This window comes from Micromonospora sp. WMMD735 (genome assembly GCF_049178995.1).
Lineage (GTDB): Bacteria > Actinomycetota > Actinomycetes > Mycobacteriales > Micromonosporaceae > Micromonospora > Micromonospora wenchangensis.
The window spans coordinates 4,557,132-4,573,595 of record NZ_JBMHMJ010000002.1 but is presented as its reverse complement, the minus strand read 5'-3'; the positions used below and the strand labels follow the sequence as shown (position 1 = coordinate 4,573,595).

Sequence of the window (16,464 nt, the reverse complement as noted above, 5' to 3'; positions counted from 1 at the left end):
GGCCCGCACCCTCACCGCTGGGCCGGTCCGGGTGGCGCCCGCGCCGGCTAGCCGCCGGGCTGCCCGAGGTCGAGCACCCGGGCGCGGCTGAGCGTGCCGGCCGGCCGGCCGTCGGCGGTGACCACGACCGCGTCGGTGCCGGCGGTCAGCATCGCGGCCAGCGCGTCGTACGCCGAGCGGCCCAGCGGCAGCTCCGGCAGGGTGCCGTCGGTGGCCTCGCCGTCGAGCACCTCCCGGGTGACCGGGGTGACCGCCAGCCGGCGGATGCCCCGGTCCGCGCCGACGAACTCGCGCACGAACGGCGAGGCGGGCGTGCCGAGCAGGGCCGCCGGGGTGTCGTACTGCTCCAGCCGGCCGCCCTCGGAGAGCACCGCGATCCGGTCGCCGAGCCGGACGGCCTCGTCGAGGTCGTGGGTGACCAGCACGATGGTCTTACGGACCTCGGCCTGGAGCCGGAGGAACTCCTCCTGCAACCGGGTCCGCACGATCGGGTCGACGGCGGAGAACGGCTCGTCCATCAGCAGCACCACCGGGTCGGCGGCCAACGCGCGGGCCACCCCGACCCGCTGCCGCTGCCCGCCGGACAGCTCGTGCGGGTAGCGGCGTCCGAACTGGGCCGGGTCCAACCCGACCAGCTCCAGCAGCTCGCCGCTGCGCTGCCGGATCCGCTCCTTCGGCCAGCCGAGCAGCCGGGGTACGGTGCCGACGTTGGTGGCGACCGTCTGGTGCGGGAACAGGCCGACGTTCTGGATCACGTAGCCGATCCGTCGGCGCAGTTTCACCGGGTCGACCCGGGTGATGTCCTCGTCGCCGAGCATGATCCGGCCGCCGGTCGGCTCGATCAGCCGGTTGACCATCCGCAGCACCGTCGACTTGCCGCAGCCGGACGGGCCGATCAGCACCACCAGCTCGCCGGCCGGCACCTCCAGGCTCAGCTCACGGACCGCGTCGGTGCCGTCGGGGTACCGCTTGCGGATGCCGTCGAGCGTGATCGACGCGGCACTGTGTCCTGCGTCGCCGGTGCCCCCGGGGGTAACGTCCACGTGTGTCCTTCCACCTGAGTTACCGGGCCGAGCCGGGTAATCCGTGGTTCTCCTGGCAGTACGTGCGGGACAACTCTGACACCATTCTCGCCGCGCTGCGCGAGCACGCCTCGCTGACCGGCCGGGCCGTGCTGCTCGCCGCGCTGGTGGCCCTGCCGCTGGCGGTGCTCGCCTACTGGTACCGGCGTCTCGCCGGGCCGATTCTCGCATTGACCGGGGTGCTGTACACGATCCCCTCCCTGGCCCTGTTCGCGTTCATCGCCCCCTACCTGGGTATCGGCGCGGTGACCGTGCTCACCGTGGTGGTGCTGTACGCGCTGCTGGTGATCGTCCGCAATGCGGTGGCCGGGCTGAACCAGGTGCCCCCCGAGGTGCGTGACGCCGCCGAGGGCATGGGGTACGGGAGGTGGGCCCGGCTGTTCCGCATCGACCTGCCGCTGGCCCTGCCCGGCATCCTCACCGGGGTACGCCTCGCCACGGTCTCCACCGTCGCGCTGGTCACCGTCGGGGTGGTGATCGGCCGGGGCGGCCTGGGGCAGTTGATCTTCGCGGGGTTTCAGAACAACTTCTACAAGGCCCAGATCATGACCGGCACGCTGCTCTGCGTCCTGCTCGCCCTGGTGCTGGACCTGATCCTGGCCGGCGTGGGCCGCCTGCTCACCCCCTGGCTGCGGAGCCGCCCCCGATGAGCAGGGCGCAGCGGAGGCCCGCAGTCACGAACGAAAGGTCTATCCGGTGAACCCGGTGCAGCAGGCGGTGGTCTGGCTCAACGACCCGCTCAACTGGACCAACCCCGGTGGGGTGCTGGACCGGGTCGGTGAGCACCTGAGCATGTCGGCCGCGGCGGTGCTGCTGGGCTGCCTGGTGGCCTGGCCGATCGGCCTCTGGCTGGGGCACTCGGGGCGCGGCGGCGGTGCCGTGGTGCTGATCTCCAACCTGACCCTGTCCATCCCCACCCTGGCGCTGCTCACCATCCTGCCGCTGACCTTCCTCGGCTTCGGGCGACCGGCGGTGGTGGTGGCGCTGGCCGTGTTCGCGGTGCCGCCGCTGCTGGCCAACGCGTACACCGGGGTGCGGCAGGCCGACCCGGAGGCCCGGGACGCGGCACGCGGGATGGGGTTGTCGGGCTGGCAGGTGCTACGTCGGGTGGAGTTGCCGCTGGCGGTGCCGTACCTGGCCGCCGGGTTCCGTACGGCCGCCGTCCAGGTGGTGGCGACGGCCGCACTGGCCTCGTTCGTCAACGGCGGAGGGCTGGGCCAGATCATCCGGGCCGGCTTCGGGCTGGACATCGCGGCCGGTGGTGGGCAGATCATCGCCGGTGGAGTGCTGGTGGCGGGGCTGGCGTTGGCGGCGGAGGGGGTGCTGGCACTGGTCGAGCGGGCGGTGACCCCACGACCGTTGCGGCGTACCCGGCGGGCGGCCAACCGGCGGGCGGCGGACGCCACGGCGGGGAACTGATCCCTTACCGTGACGATCACGTTACGAAAGTGGTTCAGAGTTTGTCGGTCGGTCCGGAAGGATATTGGCTGAACCCGCGGGCGGCGGCCGTCGCCCGTCGGACACGCGGCCGACCCTGCCCGGGGTCGCGCCGGGACACGGAAGGCGGGCACGATGCGCGTACGGACACGGCTGGCGGCGGGTGCGGTGGGCGCCCTGACCCTGGCGGGTCTGTTGACCGGGTGTGGGGACGCCGGCTCGTCCGGCACCGACGCTCCGCAGCAGGGCGCCAGCGGTGCGGGCTGCGCCCCGGTCGCCGGTGACCAGCTCGTCGTCCTCGACGACGACAAGAAGCTCCAGAACACCGACAACATCATCCCGGCGGTCAACGCCAAGGTGGCGAACCCGCAGCTGCTCGCCGCGCTGGACAAGGTCTCGGCCGCGCTGGACACGCCGAAGCTGATCGCCCTCAACAAGGCGGTCGACGTGGACCGCAAGACGCCGAAGGCGGCGGCCGAGGAGTTCGCCTCGGCCAACGGGCTGACCACCGGCATCGCCAAGGGCCCGGGTGGGCAGATCGTCGTCGGGGCCGGCAACTTCTCCGAGAGCCAGACCCTGGCCGAGCTGTACAACATCGCCCTCACCGCCGCCGGCTACCAGGTCAAGGTGCAGCAGATCGGCAACCGTGAGCTGTACGAGCCCAGCCTGGAGAAGGGCGAGATCCAGGTCGTCCCCGAGTACGCGGCGACCATGGCCGAGTTCCTCAACACCAAGGCCAACGGCAAGGACGCCACCCCGGTCTCCTCGCCGGAGCTGGACAAGACGGTCAGCGCGTTGAAGTCCGAGGGTGACAAGGCGGGCATCACGTTCGGCACCCCGTCCGCGGCGCAGGACCAGAACGCCTTCGCGGTGACCAAGGCGTTCGCCGACAAGTACTCCCTGAAGACCCTCTCCGACCTGGCGGCCAAGTGCTCCGGCAAGGACACCGTGCTGGCCGGCCCGCCGGAGTGCCCGCAGCGGCCGAAGTGCCAGGCCGGTCTGGTGGAGGTCTACGACTTCAAGGCCGGTTCGTTCAGCTCGCTGGACGCCGGTGGCCCGCAGACCAAGAACGCCCTGAAGACCGGCACCGCCAGCGTCGGCCTGGTCTTCTCGTCCGACGGCGCGCTCGCCACCAGCTGAGCGTGATCCCGGTCGCGGTCGGCTCCCCCCGACCGCGACCGGGCCCGCCCCGTAACGGGCTGATCGTGCCCCGTTGACCAGGGCGGATGGCGGCCGGCGACGATCCGGTGGCGCCGAGGCGTACCGGCCGAGATCGGGGCAATTCTGCCCTGGGACCGTTCCCAGCCCGCGTACATCTCGGTAGGCTGCACAGCCATGCCCTCCCCGGTCGTCTCCGAGAAGCGCAGACCGCAACTGCTGACCGTCCTGTTCTGGATCGGGGTGGCGTTCGCGCCGATCGCCGCGTTGATCCTGCTGTTCGCCGACGGCAACGGTCCGCTGCGGTTCGCCGCGGTGCTGGCCATCACCGCCGTCGTGCTGATCGGCCTGTCCATCGCGCTGCGCGCCGACGGCGGTGTCCGGGCGTCCGACGAGTCGGTGCTCGACGAGTTGGAGCAGCTCCGTCGCGAACTGCGCAGCGAGATCGTGGCCGCCGCCCAGCGTGGCAACCAGGCGTTGGACCAGTCGCAGCGGGTCGAGGAACAGGTCACCGCGTTGCGTCGTCGGTTGGACTCGGCGGCCGAGCTGGCTGCCGCCGTCGCCGCCCCGCCCGCCGAGGATTCCGTCGCCGGAGCCGGCCGGGCCCGGGTCCCGGCTGCCGAGCCGGCACCGGAGGCTCCGGTGGGCCGGCGACGGGCCGCCGTCGAGGAACCCGCGTCGGACTGGACCCATCCGGAGGCTTCCGCGCCGGTCGCGGCGGGCCGGGGCCGGGTGCCGTCCGACCGGGAGTCCGCCGAACCGACCGGCCGCCGTTACGCTCCGGAGCGCCCGACCACCGGGCAGGCCGGGGTGTACGGGGCGGCCAGCCGGGAGCCACGCGGCGGGGGGCCCGCCGAGTCGACGTCCCGCCCGCTCGGCGTGGTGCGCCACACCGAGACCGTGCACGTGACCACCCGGCACACCGTCGTCGACGGTCCCGACCCGTCCGGCGGATACGGCGGCGGGTACGCCGGCCGGTGGGCCTCCGGCGGGGACGAGTCGTCCTGGGCCGGCGGGGAGCCGGAGCGTCCCTGGTCGGCGCAGTCCGAGCCGACCGGCCGGGGCTGGTCGGCCCCGCCGGATGACCGGTCCCGGGCGGCCCGGCCGGCGTCGCGTGACGAGCGGGCCTGGCCGGCCGCCACCGGCCCCGCCTGGCCGACGCCGGGCGACGACCGGCCCGAGCCGGGCCGGGCGGAGTGGTCGACGGGTGGTGGAGAGGCCGGTGGCTGGTCGGCGGGCGGTCGGTCCGGTTGGGCGGGAGGTCCTGCCGAGTCGCCCGCGCCGCCTGCCGGTGACCGCTGGGGGCAGGACCGGGCCGACGTGACCGCCCGCCAGGCGCGCGCCGGTGACCGCTGGGCCGAGGCGCGTGACGAGGGCCGGGCCCGGGAGGTGCGGGTCGGGGAGCGCCATGCGGAGGCACGCGCCGACGGCGGCTACCACTACTCGGACCGCTGGGCCTCGGTGCGACAGGAGGAGCCGTACCGGGACGGGGTGGAGCCCACCGGTGACCGGTGGGGTGGCGGTCGACCGGAGCAGTCCGACCGGCCCGCGCTGCCCGCCGGCGGGGTGCCGGTGCCGCAGCAGTGGCGGGAGCCGGCGCGCAGCTACCGGCCGGCCGACCAGTGGCCGGCCCACGCGACCCCACCGGCCCCGGACCGGCCGGACGGGCAGTGGCCGTCCCGCGCCGAGCCGCAGCCCGCCCAGGACCGGCCGGCGCGCGCCGACGACCGGCGGTGGGAGGGACAGCGGGCCGAGCAGTGGCGGGACCGGGAGCCGGTGGTGTCGTGGCGCGACCCGGAGCCCGAGCCGCGTGACCACCCGCAGTGGGCGGGCGAGCAGCGGTACGGCTACCCGCCGCAGGACGACACCCCGCGCGCGGGCGGGCACTGGCGCTGACCGGGTCGGCGGCGGGTCACTTGTCGATGTCGCCGACCACGAAGAACATCGAGCCGAGGATGGCGATCAGGTCGGGCACCAGGCAGCCGGGGAGCAGGGTCGCCAACGCCTGCACGTTGGCGTACGACGCGGTGCGCAGCTTGAGCCGCCACGGCGTCTTCTCGCCCCGCGACACCAGGTAGTAGCCGTTGATCCCGAGCGGGTTCTCCGTCCACGCGTAGGTGTGTCCCTCGGGGGCCTTGACCACCTTGGGCAGCCGGGTGTTCACCGGCCCGGTGAGCCGGTCGACCCGGTCGAGGCACTGTTCGGCGAGGTCGAGGGAGGCGTACACCTGGTCGAGCAGCACCTCGAAGCGGGCGTGGCAGTCCCCGGCGGTGCGGGTGACCACCGGCACGTCGAGCTGGTCGTACGCCAGGTAGGGCTCGTCGCGGCGCAGGTCGAGGTCGAGCCCGGAGGCGCGGGCGACCGGCCCGGACGCCCCGAACGCGGCGGCGTCGGCGGCCGACAGCACCCCCACCCCGACGGTGCGGGCCAGGAAGATCTCGTTGCGTCGGATCAGGTTGTCCAGGTCGGGCATCCGGCGGCGTACCTCGGCGATGGCGGCGCGGGCCCGGCCGGTCCAGCCGGCGGGGACCTCCTCCTTGAGCCCACCGACCCGGTTGAACATGTAGTGGATCCGGCCGCCGGAGACCTCCTCCATGACCGCCTGGATGGTCTCCCGTTCCCGGAACGCGTAGAAGACCGGGGTGATCGCGCCGATCTCCAGCGGGTAGGAGCCGAGGAACATCAGGTGGTTGAGCACCCGGTTCAGTTCGGCCAGCGCCATCCGCAGCCAGGTGGCCCGTTCGGGCACCTCCATGCCCATCAGCCGTTCCACGGCGAGCACCACGCCCAGCTCGTTGGAGAACGCCGACAGCCAGTCGTGCCGGTTGGCCAGCACGATGATCTGCCGGTAGTCGCGGACCTCGAACAGTTTCTCCGCGCCCCGGTGCATGTACCCGACGATCGGTTCGGCGGCGACCACCCGTTCCCCGTCGAGCACCAGCTTCAGCCGCAGCACGCCGTGCGTCGAGGGGTGCTGGGGGCCGATGTTGAGCACCATGTCGGTGCCGAGCTGTTCCCCGCCGGCCCCGGTGCCGACGGTCAGCTCGCGCAGTTCACCGGTGTCCGTGGTCATGCCGGTCATCGTGCCATGAGCGCATCGACGGCGACGCCGACCGGCTGGAGCAGCCAGTGGTGTCCGCCGAGCCCGGCCGGGTCGGTCAGCTCGGCCACCGCCGAGGCGGCGGCGAGTGCCCGTACGTAGCCGGCCGGGTCGGTGCCGGCCAGGCTCAGCGCCGGTCGGCCGCCGTCGGCCCCGAGCGCCCGCAGCGCCTCCCGCTGGGACAGCAACGTGTACGCGCACCCGGCGACCTGTGCACCGGCGGCCGCGACGGAGTCCATGGCGACGTGTGCGGTGATGTCGCACGAGCCATCCGGCACCGGCGGCACCTGCCGTCCGTTCCGGTACCCGGTCAGCGTCCCGTCCACCGGCCGCCGCTCGCGCAGGTGCCCGTAGTCGACGGCCAACGCCACCCCCCGCCGCACCCGCCCGACGGCCCGCCCCCACGCCTCGTCCCGGCTCCGCCCCACCTCCACCCGTCCCCCGCGCCCCCCGGGCCTGGTGATCAAGAGGTTTGCGTCAGGTTCGGGCCCCTCCGTTGACGCAAACCTCTTGGTCACCGGGGCGGTGGCGGGGGGTGCGGGCCGGGTGGGGGTTGGGGTCGGAGCGGGGTGCCAGGTGGTGAGCCAGGTCAGGTCCTCCGGGGTCAGTGGGGGGCCGGGGGTCTCCTCGCCGGTGGTGGGGTCCACCAGGTGGTAGCGCCAGCCGGTGTCGGTGGGGACGGCCACGTCCAGGGGGACGTTGTCCAGCCACTCGGTGGCGGTCAGCAGGCCGGTGATCCCCGTCGGGGGTTCGGTCGTCCAGGCGATGACGGGCGGCAGGTCAGCCGGGCGGGGGGCCAGTTCCACGGCCGTGAGGCGCAGGCGGCGGGCCAGCGGCGTCGCGGCCGCGTCGGGCGTCGTCGGACCGTGGGCCAGAGCGGCCAGGGCGCGCAGCAGTTCACCCCGGCCGGCACCCACGTCCACCACGTCGAACGGATCGGGGAAGCCGAGGGCGGCGTCGAGGCGGGACACGAGCCGGAACACCGCCGCCGCGAACGCCGGGGAGGCGTGCACGCTGGTCCGGAAGTGGTCGGCGGGGCCGGACCCGGAGACGAAGAAGCCGTGCGGCCCGTAGAGGGCGGTGCCCATGGCGACCCGCCAGCGAATCGCGTTCATCCCGTGTTCAGGGTCCGTCACCGTGCCGACCCTACGGTCTGCGGGCATGAGACGAATCGTGATCCCCGCGCTGGCGGTCGTACCGCTGCTGGTGGCGACCACCGGTGCCGCCGCCGCGCCCGCCCGGGACGACGCGCCGCGTGCGGTCCGGGCGGTGGCCGAGACACCCGCCCTGTTCGACGACGCCGCCGGTGGCGACGCCGACGCCGACGATCCGGCGATCTGGGTGCACCCGACCGACCGGGCCGGCAGCCTGGTGATCGTCACCGCCAAGAACGGCGGCCTGCGGGTGTACGACCTGCGGGCCCGGGAGCGGCAGGCGATCGCCACCCCGCCGGCACCCGGTCCGGACGACGAGGCGGGCCGGTTCAACAACGTCGACCTGGTCGGCGGCTTCCGGTTGGCGGGCCGGCCGGTCGACCTGGCGGTGGTCACCGACCGGGGGCGGGACCAGCTCCGGTTCTACCGGATCGACCCGGCGTCGCGGCGGCTGGTCGACGTGACCGCGCCGCAGCCGCCGTTCGCGTTCAGCCGGGACCAGGCGGAGGTGAACACCCAGCGCACCGCGTACGGGTTGGGCACGTTCACCGACCGGGACGGGGCCGCGTACGTGGTGGTGAGCCGGCGCAGCACCCCGGAGGTGGGGGTGTTCCGGCTGGTGGAACAGGCCGGGAAGGTCAGCTACCGGCCGGTGGGGCGGCTGGTGCTGCCGTCGACGTTCACCCTGCCGGACGGCTCCGTCTGGTCGCCGTGCACCGACCCGGGGGACGGCCCGCAGGTGGAGGGGACGGTGGTGGACCCGGCCACCGGCGTGGTGTACCTGGCGCAGGAGAAGGTCGGCCTGTGGCGGACCCGACTGGTCGGTGGCCGGTTCGTGGGCGTACCCCGGTCGGTGGAGCGGGTCCGCGAGTACGGCGTCCCGGCGGTCTTCGACCCGGCGGCCGACGACTGCGTCACCGACCACACCGCCGACCCGGGCTTCGGCGGGCGGATCGCCCAGGACGTGGAGGGCCTGACGATCATGCGCACCGGCCGGTACGCGGGCACCCTCGTCGTGTCCAGCCAGGGCGACGACACGTTCTTCACCTACGACCGGGTCACCAACCGGCCGACCGGGCGGTTCGCGGTGGTCGACGGCCGGGTCGACGGCGCGCAGGAGTGCGACGGGGCGACGGTGACGGCCACGCCGCTGCCGGGCTTCCCCGGCGGGCTGCTGGTGGTGCAGGACGGCCGGAACACCCCGGCGACGCCGGACGGGGACGGCGGGGAACGCCCGGACAGCAACGTCAAGTTCGTCGACGCCGGGTTCCTGACCGGCCGGCGGTGAACTGCCACCCCGGCCCCCGGCAGCCACCGGGACGTCCGGTGCCGGCGGTCGGTGAACGTTTTCACACATCCTTGTTCGGGTTCCCTGCCCCCGGCGCATACTTGCCATCGACCGGTACCCCCTTCGAGGACTGGATCGTCGCCATGAGCGCACCGCTGCGCCCGCGTCCGGCCGCCGTACCCGGCGTCGCCGCACCGCAGGGCCCCGTCGTACCCGATGCCCCGTTCGTCCTTCCGGCCCGTCTCACCGTGGGCGTGGTCGGTGCCGGCCGGGTGGGTGCCGTACTCGGGGCGGCGCTGGTCTCCGCCGGGCACCGGGTGGTCGCCGCCTCCGGCGTCTCCGGGGCGACCCGGGCCCGGATCGCGCTGCTCCTGCCGGACGCGGTGAACCGGTCGGCCACCTCGGTCGCCCGGGCCGCCGCCGACCTGCTGCTGATCGCCGTGCCCGACGACGCGTTGGCCGGTGTGGTCGCCGGGCTGGCCGACACGGGCGCGCTGCACCCGGGCCAGGTGGTGGCGCACACCTCCGGGGCGCACGGGCTGGGCGTGCTGGCCCCGGCCGCCGCCGTGGGCGCCCGGCCGCTGGCCCTGCACCCCGCGATGACCTTCACCGGTACGCCTGACGACCTGTCCCGGCTGGCCGGTATCTCCTTCGGGGTGACCGCCCCGGCGGAGCTGCGGGCGGCGGCGGCCCGGCTCGTCGCCGACCTGGGCGGGGTGCCGGAGTGGGTGGGGGAGACCGACCGGGTGCTCTACCACGCGGCGCTGGCGCACGGCGCGAACCACCTGGTGACCCTCGTCAACGAGGCGGCCGACCGGCTGCGGGACGCCGGGGTGACCCAGCCGGAGAAGGTGCTGGCCCCGCTGCTGCGGGCGGCGTTGGAGAATGCCCTGCGCCTCGGTGACGACGCGCTCACCGGCCCGGTGTCGCGTGGCGACGCGGGCACCGTACGCCGGCATCTGGCCCGGCTGGCGCAGACCGCGCCGGAATCCGTCGCCCCCTACCTGGCGTTGGCCCGACGCAGCGCCGACCGGGCGATCGCGGCGGGCCGGCTGCGCCCGGTCGACGCCGAGTCCCTGCTCGACGTGCTGGCGGGCGTCCACCGGGAAGTGGCGGCGTGAGCGGGCCCGGATGGGCCAGTGAGCCGGGTTTGCGAGCCCCGCAGCGCGAACGAAGGGTAGTTCAGTGACGGAACTGGTGCACACCCGGGCGGAGCTGGCGAAGGCGCGGGCCGGGCTCGCCGGCACGGTCGGCGTCGTGATGACGATGGGTGCGCTGCACCCGGGGCACGAGACGCTGATCCGGGCCGCCCGGGAGCGGGCCGACCACGTGCTGGTGACGATCTTCGTGAACCCGTTGCAGTTCGGCCCGGACGAGGACTTCGACAGGTACCCGCGCACCCTCGACACCGACCTGGAGGTGTGCCGGCGGGCCGGTGCGGACCTGGTGTTCGCCCCGGCCGCGGCGGACATGTACCCCGACGGGCAGCCCACGGTCCGGGTGCACCCGGGCCGACTCGGTGAGGAGCTGGAGGGGCAGAGCCGGCCCGGGTTCTTCCACGGGGTGCTGACCGTGGTGTTGAAGCTGCTTCAGCTCACCCGGCCCGATTTCACGTTCTTCGGGGAGAAGGACTACCAGCAGCTCACCCTGGTCCGCCGGATGGCCCGGGACCTGGACGTGCCGGTCGAGGTGGTCGGCGTGCCGACCGTCCGGGAGCCGGACGGGCTGGCCCTGTCCAGCCGTAACCGTTACCTGTCGGCGGACGAGCGGCAGGTGGCGCTGGGGCTGTCCGCCGCGCTGCGGGCCGGTGCGGCCGCCGCCGAGGGCGGCGCGGACGCCGGCGACGTGCTGACCGCCGCCCACCGGGCGCTGGGCGCGACGCCGGGCGCACGGCTGGACTACCTGGCGCTCACCGACCCGGAGTTGGAGCCGGGACCGGTCGCCGGGCCGGCCCGGCTGCTGATCGCGGCCTGGGTGGGCGGCACCCGCCTGATCGACAACCTGGCCATCCGGCTCGCTCCCCACAGCTGACCCCGTACCTGACTCGGAAAGGCACCACGATGCTCCGGACCATGCTCAAATCGAAGATCCACCGGGCAACGGTGACCCAGGCCGACCTGCACTACGTCGGTTCGGTGACGGTGGACCAGGATCTGCTCGACGCCGCCGACCTGCTCCCGGGCGAGCAGGTGGCGATCGTGGACGTGACCAACGGGGCCCGGCTGGAGACGTACGTGATCCCCGGCGAGCGGGGCAGCGGCGTGATCGGCATCAACGGCGCGGCGGCGCACCTGGTGCACCCGCAGGACCTGGTGATCCTGATCTCGTACGGTCAGATGGACGACGCGGAGGCCCGCACGTACCGCCCCCGGGTGGTCCACGTGGACGCCGACAACAGGGTGGTTGAGCTGGGCGGCGACCCGGCAGCGGCGGCCGTCGGCACGGCCGGTGACCCGGTGCCGAGCCCGCTCGCCGTCGTCGGCTGACCAGAATTCCGGTCTGTTACCGGAAGGTCATTTTTGGTTACCCTGGGCTGACCGTCGGATTGACGGTCGTCGGCTGGGGGAGGCCGCGTTGCGCCGTGCGATGAGGGTCCGCCGAGCGGTGACGCTCGTCGTCGCCGCCGTGGCGGCGGGAGCGGTCCTGGCGGCCTGCGGTGCCCCGGGCGGCCTCGACGGCGATCTCACCGACGACTGGGCGGCCCTGCCGCCGGCCGGGCCGTTCACCCCCGCGGCGGGCGTGTGCCAGGTCGCCGACTTCACCGACACGGTCTCCCTGGCGGCGTACGCGCCGGTGGACTGCGCGGTGCCGCACCGGGTGGAGACGGTGCACGTGGGCGTGTTGCCGGGGGAACGGGCCACCGCGCCGGCCACCGGCTCGACCGAGCTGCGGGGCGCGTTCGCCGAGTGCGACACCCGGGCCGCCGGGTACGTGGGCGACGACTGGCGGGCCGGCCGGCTGCGACTGGCGGTGGCGCTGCCGACCGCGCCGGGTTGGGCGGCCGGGGCGCGCTGGTTCCGGTGCGACCTGAGCGAGCTGAACACCGTCGAGGCGGCGGCCACCGTGGTCACCCGCACGGGCAGCCTGCGGGACGCGTTGAAGGGGCCCTCCCCGCTGCGGCTGGGCTGCCAGCGGGCCAAGAGCGGTCGGGGCGCCGGGGTGCAGGTGCTGGTCCCGGTGGAGTGCCCAGCGGTGCACGAGGCGGAGTTCGTGGGCGCCTGGAAGGCCCCTGACCGGCCGTACCCGACCAAGGATGTCGACTGGCTGCCGTTGTACGCCGGCTGCCGCAGCGTGCTGGCCCGGTACGTCGGGGTGCCGGACGACACGAGGCTGCGTTTCCGCAGCGGGGTGGTGGTGCGTCCGCCCGGTCCGGGCCGGTGGCGGGTCGGTGACCGGGGGGTCCGCTGCTACCTGTGGCTGAGCGACCGGACGGTGACGGCCTCGTTGAAGGGCGGCGGTCCGGCCGCCCTTCCGGTGCGGACGAAGTAGCGGACGGGGTAGCCGAAACCACTCGTCCCGCCCCCCGCCCCCCGTCGCGAGGATCGTTCGGGTTGACTGTGGTCATGGAACTACGTCCGACCGTCGACCTGCCGGCCCTGCCCAGCCTGCTGGCTGCTCCCGCGCCCGGCTGGGTGGAGACCACCGACGTGATCGTGGTCGGCTCCGGGGTGGCCGGGCTCACCGCCGCGCTGCACCTGCGCGAGGCGGGCCTGCACGTCACCGTGGTCACCAAGGTCAACATCGACGACGGTTCGACCCGCTGGGCGCAGGGCGGGATCGCCGCCGTACTCGACCCGGCGGACTCGCCCGCCGCGCACGCCCGGGACACCGAGATCGCCGGGGTCGGACTCTGCGACCCGGCGGCGGTCCGGCTGCTGGTGGAGGAGGGGCCGCTGCGGCTGCGGGAGCTGATGCGCATCGGCGCGGAGTTCGACCGCAACCCGGACGGTTCGCTGATGCTCACCCGGGAGGGCGGGCACCGGGCCGACCGGATCGTGCACGCCGGCGGTGACGCGACCGGGGCGGAGGTGCAGCGGGCCCTGCACGCGGCGGTCCGCCGCGACCCGTGGATCAGGCTGGTCGAGAACGCGCTGGTGCTGGACCTGCTGCGTGCCCCCGGCGACGGCCCGGACTCTCCCGGCCCGGCCTGCGGGATCACCCTGCACGTGCTCGGCGAGGGCAGCGAGGACGGCGTGGGCGCCCTGCTCGCCCGCGCGGTGGTGCTGGCCACCGGCGGGATGGGGCAGGTCTTCTCGGCCACCACCAACCCGGCGGTCTCCACCGGGGACGGCGTGGCGCTGGCGCTGCGGGCCGGCGCGGCGGTCACCGACGTCGAGTTCGTGCAGTTCCATCCGACCGCGTTGATCGTGCCCGAGCAGGCCCGGGTGCCCGGGGCCGGCCTGGCCCAGCAGCCGCTGGTCTCCGAGGCGCTGCGGGGCGAGGGCGCGTACCTGGTCGACGCCGACGGCAAGCGGTTCATGCTCGGCCAGCACGAGCTGGCCGAACTGGCCCCCCGCGACGTGGTGGCCAAGGGCATCCACCGGGTGTTGCTGGCCACCGGTGCCGACCACGTCCACCTCGACGCCCGGCACCTCGGCGGCGACTTCCTCGCCGGGCGGTTCCCGACCATCGTCGCGTCCTGCCTGGCCATCGGGGTCGACCCGGCGACCGATCTGATCCCGGTCGCCCCGGCCGCCCACTACGCGTCCGGCGGCGTCCGTACCGACCTGCGCGGCCGGACCTCCATCCCCGGCCTGTACGCCTGCGGCGAGGTCGCCTGCACGGGCGTGCACGGCGCGAACCGGCTGGCCAGCAACTCGCTGCTGGAGGGGCTCGTCTTCTCCCGCCGGATCGCCGAGGACATCGCCACCGGGCTGCCCGAGCAGGCGCAGCCGGCGTCGACCGGCGCGTGGGTGGGCGGCGGGGGCGGGGTGCTGTCCGCCGAGGGCGTGCCGGCGCTGCAACGGTCGATGACCCGGGGTGCCGGGGTGCTGCGGTCGGCGGCCAGCCTCGCCGGGACCGCCGCCACCCTGACCGGGCTGGCCGCGGACGCCGGCCGGGCGGGCACCGCCGGTTGGGAGGCGACGAACCTGGTCACCGTGGCGACGACCCTGGTGGCCGCCGCGTACGCCCGGCAGGAGACCCGCGGCTGCCACTGGCGGGAGGACTTCCCGACGGCCGACGAGCGGTGGCGCGGCCACCTGGTCGCGGCGATCGACGCCCGGGGCGGGCTGACCGAACGCTGGGAGGCGCTGCCCTGACCACGGGCGGCGAAGGAGCGGTGGCGCGAGCCCCGCAGTGGCGAACGGAGGGGGCAGGGTGAGCCCGAGGAGTGAGCCGGGTTTGCGAGCCCCGCAGTGGCGAACGGAGGGGGCAGGGTGAGCCCGAGGAGTGAGCCGGGTTTGCGAGCCCCGCAGTGGCGAACGGAGGGGGCAGGGTGAGCCCGAGGAGTGAGCCGGGTTTGCGAGCCCCGCAGTGGCGAACGAGAGGAACACAGTGCGGGAATCGACGCGGCAGGCGCTAACCGTCGGTGGGCTGGACCCGGAGCGGGTGCGGCGGGTGATCGTCGACGCGCTCACCGAGGACCTGGGGGCGGATTTCCGCGACGTCACCAGCGTCGCCACCATCGCGGCCGGGCAGACCGACACCGCCGACCTGGTGGCCCGTGAGGACGGGGTGGTGGCCGGGCTGGCGGTGGCCGCCGCGGTCTTCGAGCTGGTCGGGGAGGTGACCGCTGCGGAGCGTACGGTCGAGGTGGTCGTGGTGGCCCACGACGGCGCGCGGGTGGCCCGGGGTGACGTGCTGGCGACGGTGACCGGCCCGACCCGGCTGCTGCTCACCGCCGAGCGCACCGCGCTGAACCTGCTCTCCCGGATGTCCGGGGTGGCCACCCACACGCGGGCCTGGGCGGACGCCCTGGCCGGCACCAAGGCGACCGTGCTGGACACCCGCAAGACCACTCCCGGCCTGCGGATGCTGGAGAAGTACGCGGTCCGCGCCGGTGGCGGCACCAACAAGCGGATGGGTCTGTACGACGTCGCCATGATCAAGGACAACCACAAGCTTGCCGCCGGTGGGGTCGGGGCGGCCTACCGGCGGGTCCGGCAGACCTTCCCCGAGGTGCCGGTGCAGGTGGAGGTGGACACCCCGGCCGAGGCGGTGGAGGCGGTCGAGGCGGGTGCCGACTTCCTGCTGCTGGACAACATGTCCCCGGCGACGCTGCGCGAGGTGGTCGCGGCGGTCGGCGACCGGGCGGAGCTGGAGGCGACCGGTGGGCTGACCCTGGAGGTGGCCGCCGAGTACGGGGCGACCGGGGTGGACTACCTCTCGGTGGGCGCGCTGACGCACTCGTCGCCGATCCTGGACATCGCCCTGGACCTGCGCGAGCGGTGAGCCGGCACGGGCGGCCGGGGCCCGGCCCACTCCTCGCGTCCGGCGGCCCGGCCGGCGTCTAGGCTGCGTGCGTGCTGCTCTGCATCGACATCGGAAACACCAACACCGTGCTGGCGACCTTCGACGGCGACCGCCTGGTGCACTCGTGGCGGATCAAGACCGACGCCCGCTCGACAGCGGACGAGCTGGGGCTGATGTTCCGGGGGCTGCTGGCCGGTGACGCCGTGGAGATCACCGGGGTGGCCGCCTGCTCGACGGTGCCGGCGGCGCTGCGCTCGCTGCGGACCATGCTGGCCCGCTACTACGCCGACCTGCCGAGCGTCGTCGTCGAGCCGGGGGTGCGCACCGGCGTGCAGCTCGCCATCGACAACCCGAAGGAGGTCGGCGCGGACCGGGTGGTCAACACACTGGCCGCGTACACCCTCTACGGTGGCCCGTCGATCGTGGTGGACTTCGGCACCACCACCAACTTCGACGTGATCAGCGGCCGGGGGGAGTTCCTCGGCGGGGCGTTCGCCCCCGGCATCGAGATCTCCTTCGACGCGCTCGCCGCCCGCGCCGCCCAGCTGCGCAAGGTGGAGGCGAACAAGCCCCGCTCGGTGATCGGCAAGAACACCGTCGAGTGCCTCCAGTCCGGCCTCTACTTCGGCTTCGCCGGGCAGGTCGACCGGATCGTCGAGCGGATGACCGAGGAGTTGGGCGAGGTCCGGGCGGTGATCGCCACCGGGGGGCTGGCCTCGGTGGTGATCGGCGAGTGCCGGACCATCACCCACCACGAGCCGATGATCACCCTGATCGGCCTGCGCATGGTCTACGAGCGCAACACCTGATCACGGCGGCCGGGCCGGTCGC

At 74.4% G+C, this 16,464-nt stretch carries 15 protein-coding genes; 12 read left to right on the top strand and 3 right to left on the bottom strand.

Going from position 1 to position 16,464, the window contains the following annotated elements:
* Positions 1-47: 47 nt before the first annotated feature.
* Positions 48-1,043 carry an ABC transporter ATP-binding protein gene (locus ACN268_RS19680; RefSeq protein ID WP_421484466.1) on the bottom strand — a complete coding sequence of 332 codons (996 nt, stop codon included), beginning with the start codon at positions 1,041-1,043 and terminating at the stop codon, positions 48-50.
* 2 nt (positions 1,044-1,045) lie between these two features.
* Between ACN268_RS19680 and ACN268_RS19675 the strand changes: the two genes are divergently transcribed.
* From ACN268_RS19675 to ACN268_RS19660, 4 genes are all read left to right on the top strand, one after another.
* Positions 1,046-1,732, top strand: coding sequence for an ABC transporter permease (locus ACN268_RS19675; RefSeq protein WP_088643878.1), 687 nt, complete (start codon positions 1,046-1,048; stop codon positions 1,730-1,732).
* Between the two features lie 46 nt (positions 1,733-1,778).
* Positions 1,779-2,501, top strand: coding sequence for an ABC transporter permease (locus ACN268_RS19670; protein WP_088643879.1), 723 nt, complete (start codon positions 1,779-1,781; stop codon positions 2,499-2,501).
* 153 nt (positions 2,502-2,654) lie between these two features.
* A complete protein-coding gene (locus ACN268_RS19665) occupies positions 2,655-3,659 on the top strand; it encodes a glycine betaine ABC transporter substrate-binding protein (RefSeq protein ID WP_088643880.1) in 1,005 nt (334 codons plus the stop codon).
* 195 nt (positions 3,660-3,854) lie between these two features.
* The gene (locus tag ACN268_RS19660; protein ID WP_421484465.1) at positions 3,855-5,573 is read left to right on the top strand and encodes a hypothetical protein; all 1,719 of its coding nucleotides are present in this window, start codon (positions 3,855-3,857) and stop codon (positions 5,571-5,573) included.
* A gap of 16 nt (positions 5,574-5,589) precedes the next feature.
* Here the strand turns inward: ACN268_RS19660 and ACN268_RS19655 are convergent, their stop codons facing one another.
* Together ACN268_RS19655 and ACN268_RS19650 are read right to left on the bottom strand one after the other, a co-directional pair.
* The gene (locus tag ACN268_RS19655) at positions 5,590-6,759 is read right to left on the bottom strand and encodes an NADH-quinone oxidoreductase subunit D (protein WP_421405733.1); all 1,170 of its coding nucleotides are present in this window, start codon (positions 6,757-6,759) and stop codon (positions 5,590-5,592) included.
* Positions 6,756-7,892: an SAM-dependent methyltransferase gene (locus ACN268_RS19650; RefSeq protein WP_421486939.1), complete on the bottom strand. Its 1,137-nt coding sequence runs from the start codon at positions 7,890-7,892 to the stop codon at positions 6,756-6,758. Before ACN268_RS19650 ends, ACN268_RS19655 begins: the two co-directional genes overlap by 4 nt.
* 46 nt (positions 7,893-7,938) lie before the next feature.
* Between ACN268_RS19650 and ACN268_RS19645 the strand changes: the two genes are divergently transcribed.
* The 8 genes from ACN268_RS19645 to ACN268_RS19610 all read left to right on the top strand — a co-directional run bounded on the left by ACN268_RS19645 (position 7,939) and on the right by ACN268_RS19610 (position 16,442).
* Positions 7,939-9,219 carry a phytase gene (locus ACN268_RS19645; protein ID WP_421484464.1) on the top strand — a complete coding sequence of 427 codons (1,281 nt, stop codon included), beginning with the start codon at positions 7,939-7,941 and terminating at the stop codon, positions 9,217-9,219.
* Between the two features lie 143 nt (positions 9,220-9,362).
* Positions 9,363-10,340: a Rossmann-like and DUF2520 domain-containing protein gene (locus ACN268_RS19640; RefSeq protein WP_421484463.1), complete on the top strand. Its 978-nt coding sequence runs from the start codon at positions 9,363-9,365 to the stop codon at positions 10,338-10,340.
* Positions 10,341-10,404: 64 nt separating this feature from the next.
* Entirely contained in the window at positions 10,405-11,250 is an 846-nt protein-coding gene (gene panC, locus ACN268_RS19635; protein ID WP_421484462.1) for a pantoate--beta-alanine ligase, read from the top strand.
* 29 nt (positions 11,251-11,279) lie between these two features.
* Positions 11,280-11,705, top strand: coding sequence for an aspartate 1-decarboxylase (gene panD, locus ACN268_RS19630; protein ID WP_088647581.1), 426 nt, complete (start codon positions 11,280-11,282; stop codon positions 11,703-11,705).
* Between the two features lie 100 nt (positions 11,706-11,805).
* On the top strand, positions 11,806-12,708 hold the full coding sequence (locus ACN268_RS19625) for a septum formation family protein (protein WP_421484461.1): 903 nt from the start codon (positions 11,806-11,808) through the stop codon (positions 12,706-12,708).
* A gap of 74 nt (positions 12,709-12,782) precedes the next feature.
* A complete protein-coding gene (locus ACN268_RS19620) occupies positions 12,783-14,480 on the top strand; it encodes an L-aspartate oxidase (protein ID WP_421484460.1) in 1,698 nt (565 codons plus the stop codon).
* Between the two features lie 235 nt (positions 14,481-14,715).
* Positions 14,716-15,612 carry a carboxylating nicotinate-nucleotide diphosphorylase gene (gene nadC / locus ACN268_RS19615; protein ID WP_421484459.1) on the top strand — a complete coding sequence of 299 codons (897 nt, stop codon included), beginning with the start codon at positions 14,716-14,718 and terminating at the stop codon, positions 15,610-15,612.
* Between the two features lie 71 nt (positions 15,613-15,683).
* Complete coding sequence (locus tag ACN268_RS19610; RefSeq protein WP_088647577.1) at positions 15,684-16,442, top strand: type III pantothenate kinase; 759 nt, start codon at positions 15,684-15,686, stop codon at positions 16,440-16,442.
* Positions 16,443-16,464 lie beyond the last annotated feature (22 nt).

Coding starts and splice junctions, on each gene's coding strand:
- ACN268_RS19660 (WP_421484465.1), top strand. CDS start 3,855: ATGCCCTCCCCGGTCGTCTCCGAGAAGCGCAGACCGCAACTGCTGACC.
- ACN268_RS19650 (WP_421486939.1), bottom strand. CDS start 7,892: ATGAACGCGATTCGCTGGCGGGTCGCCATGGGCACCGCCCTCTACGGG.
- ACN268_RS19620 (WP_421484460.1), top strand. CDS start 12,783: ATGGAACTACGTCCGACCGTCGACCTGCCGGCCCTGCCCAGCCTGCTG.
- ACN268_RS19645 (WP_421484464.1), top strand. CDS start 7,939: ATGAGACGAATCGTGATCCCCGCGCTGGCGGTCGTACCGCTGCTGGTG.
- ACN268_RS19665 (WP_088643880.1), top strand. CDS start 2,655: ATGCGCGTACGGACACGGCTGGCGGCGGGTGCGGTGGGCGCCCTGACC.
- panD (WP_088647581.1), top strand. CDS start 11,280: ATGCTCCGGACCATGCTCAAATCGAAGATCCACCGGGCAACGGTGACC.
- ACN268_RS19640 (WP_421484463.1), top strand. CDS start 9,363: ATGAGCGCACCGCTGCGCCCGCGTCCGGCCGCCGTACCCGGCGTCGCC.
- ACN268_RS19655 (WP_421405733.1), bottom strand. CDS start 6,759: ATGACCGGCATGACCACGGACACCGGTGAACTGCGCGAGCTGACCGTC.
- ACN268_RS19625 (WP_421484461.1), top strand. CDS start 11,806: ATGAGGGTCCGCCGAGCGGTGACGCTCGTCGTCGCCGCCGTGGCGGCG.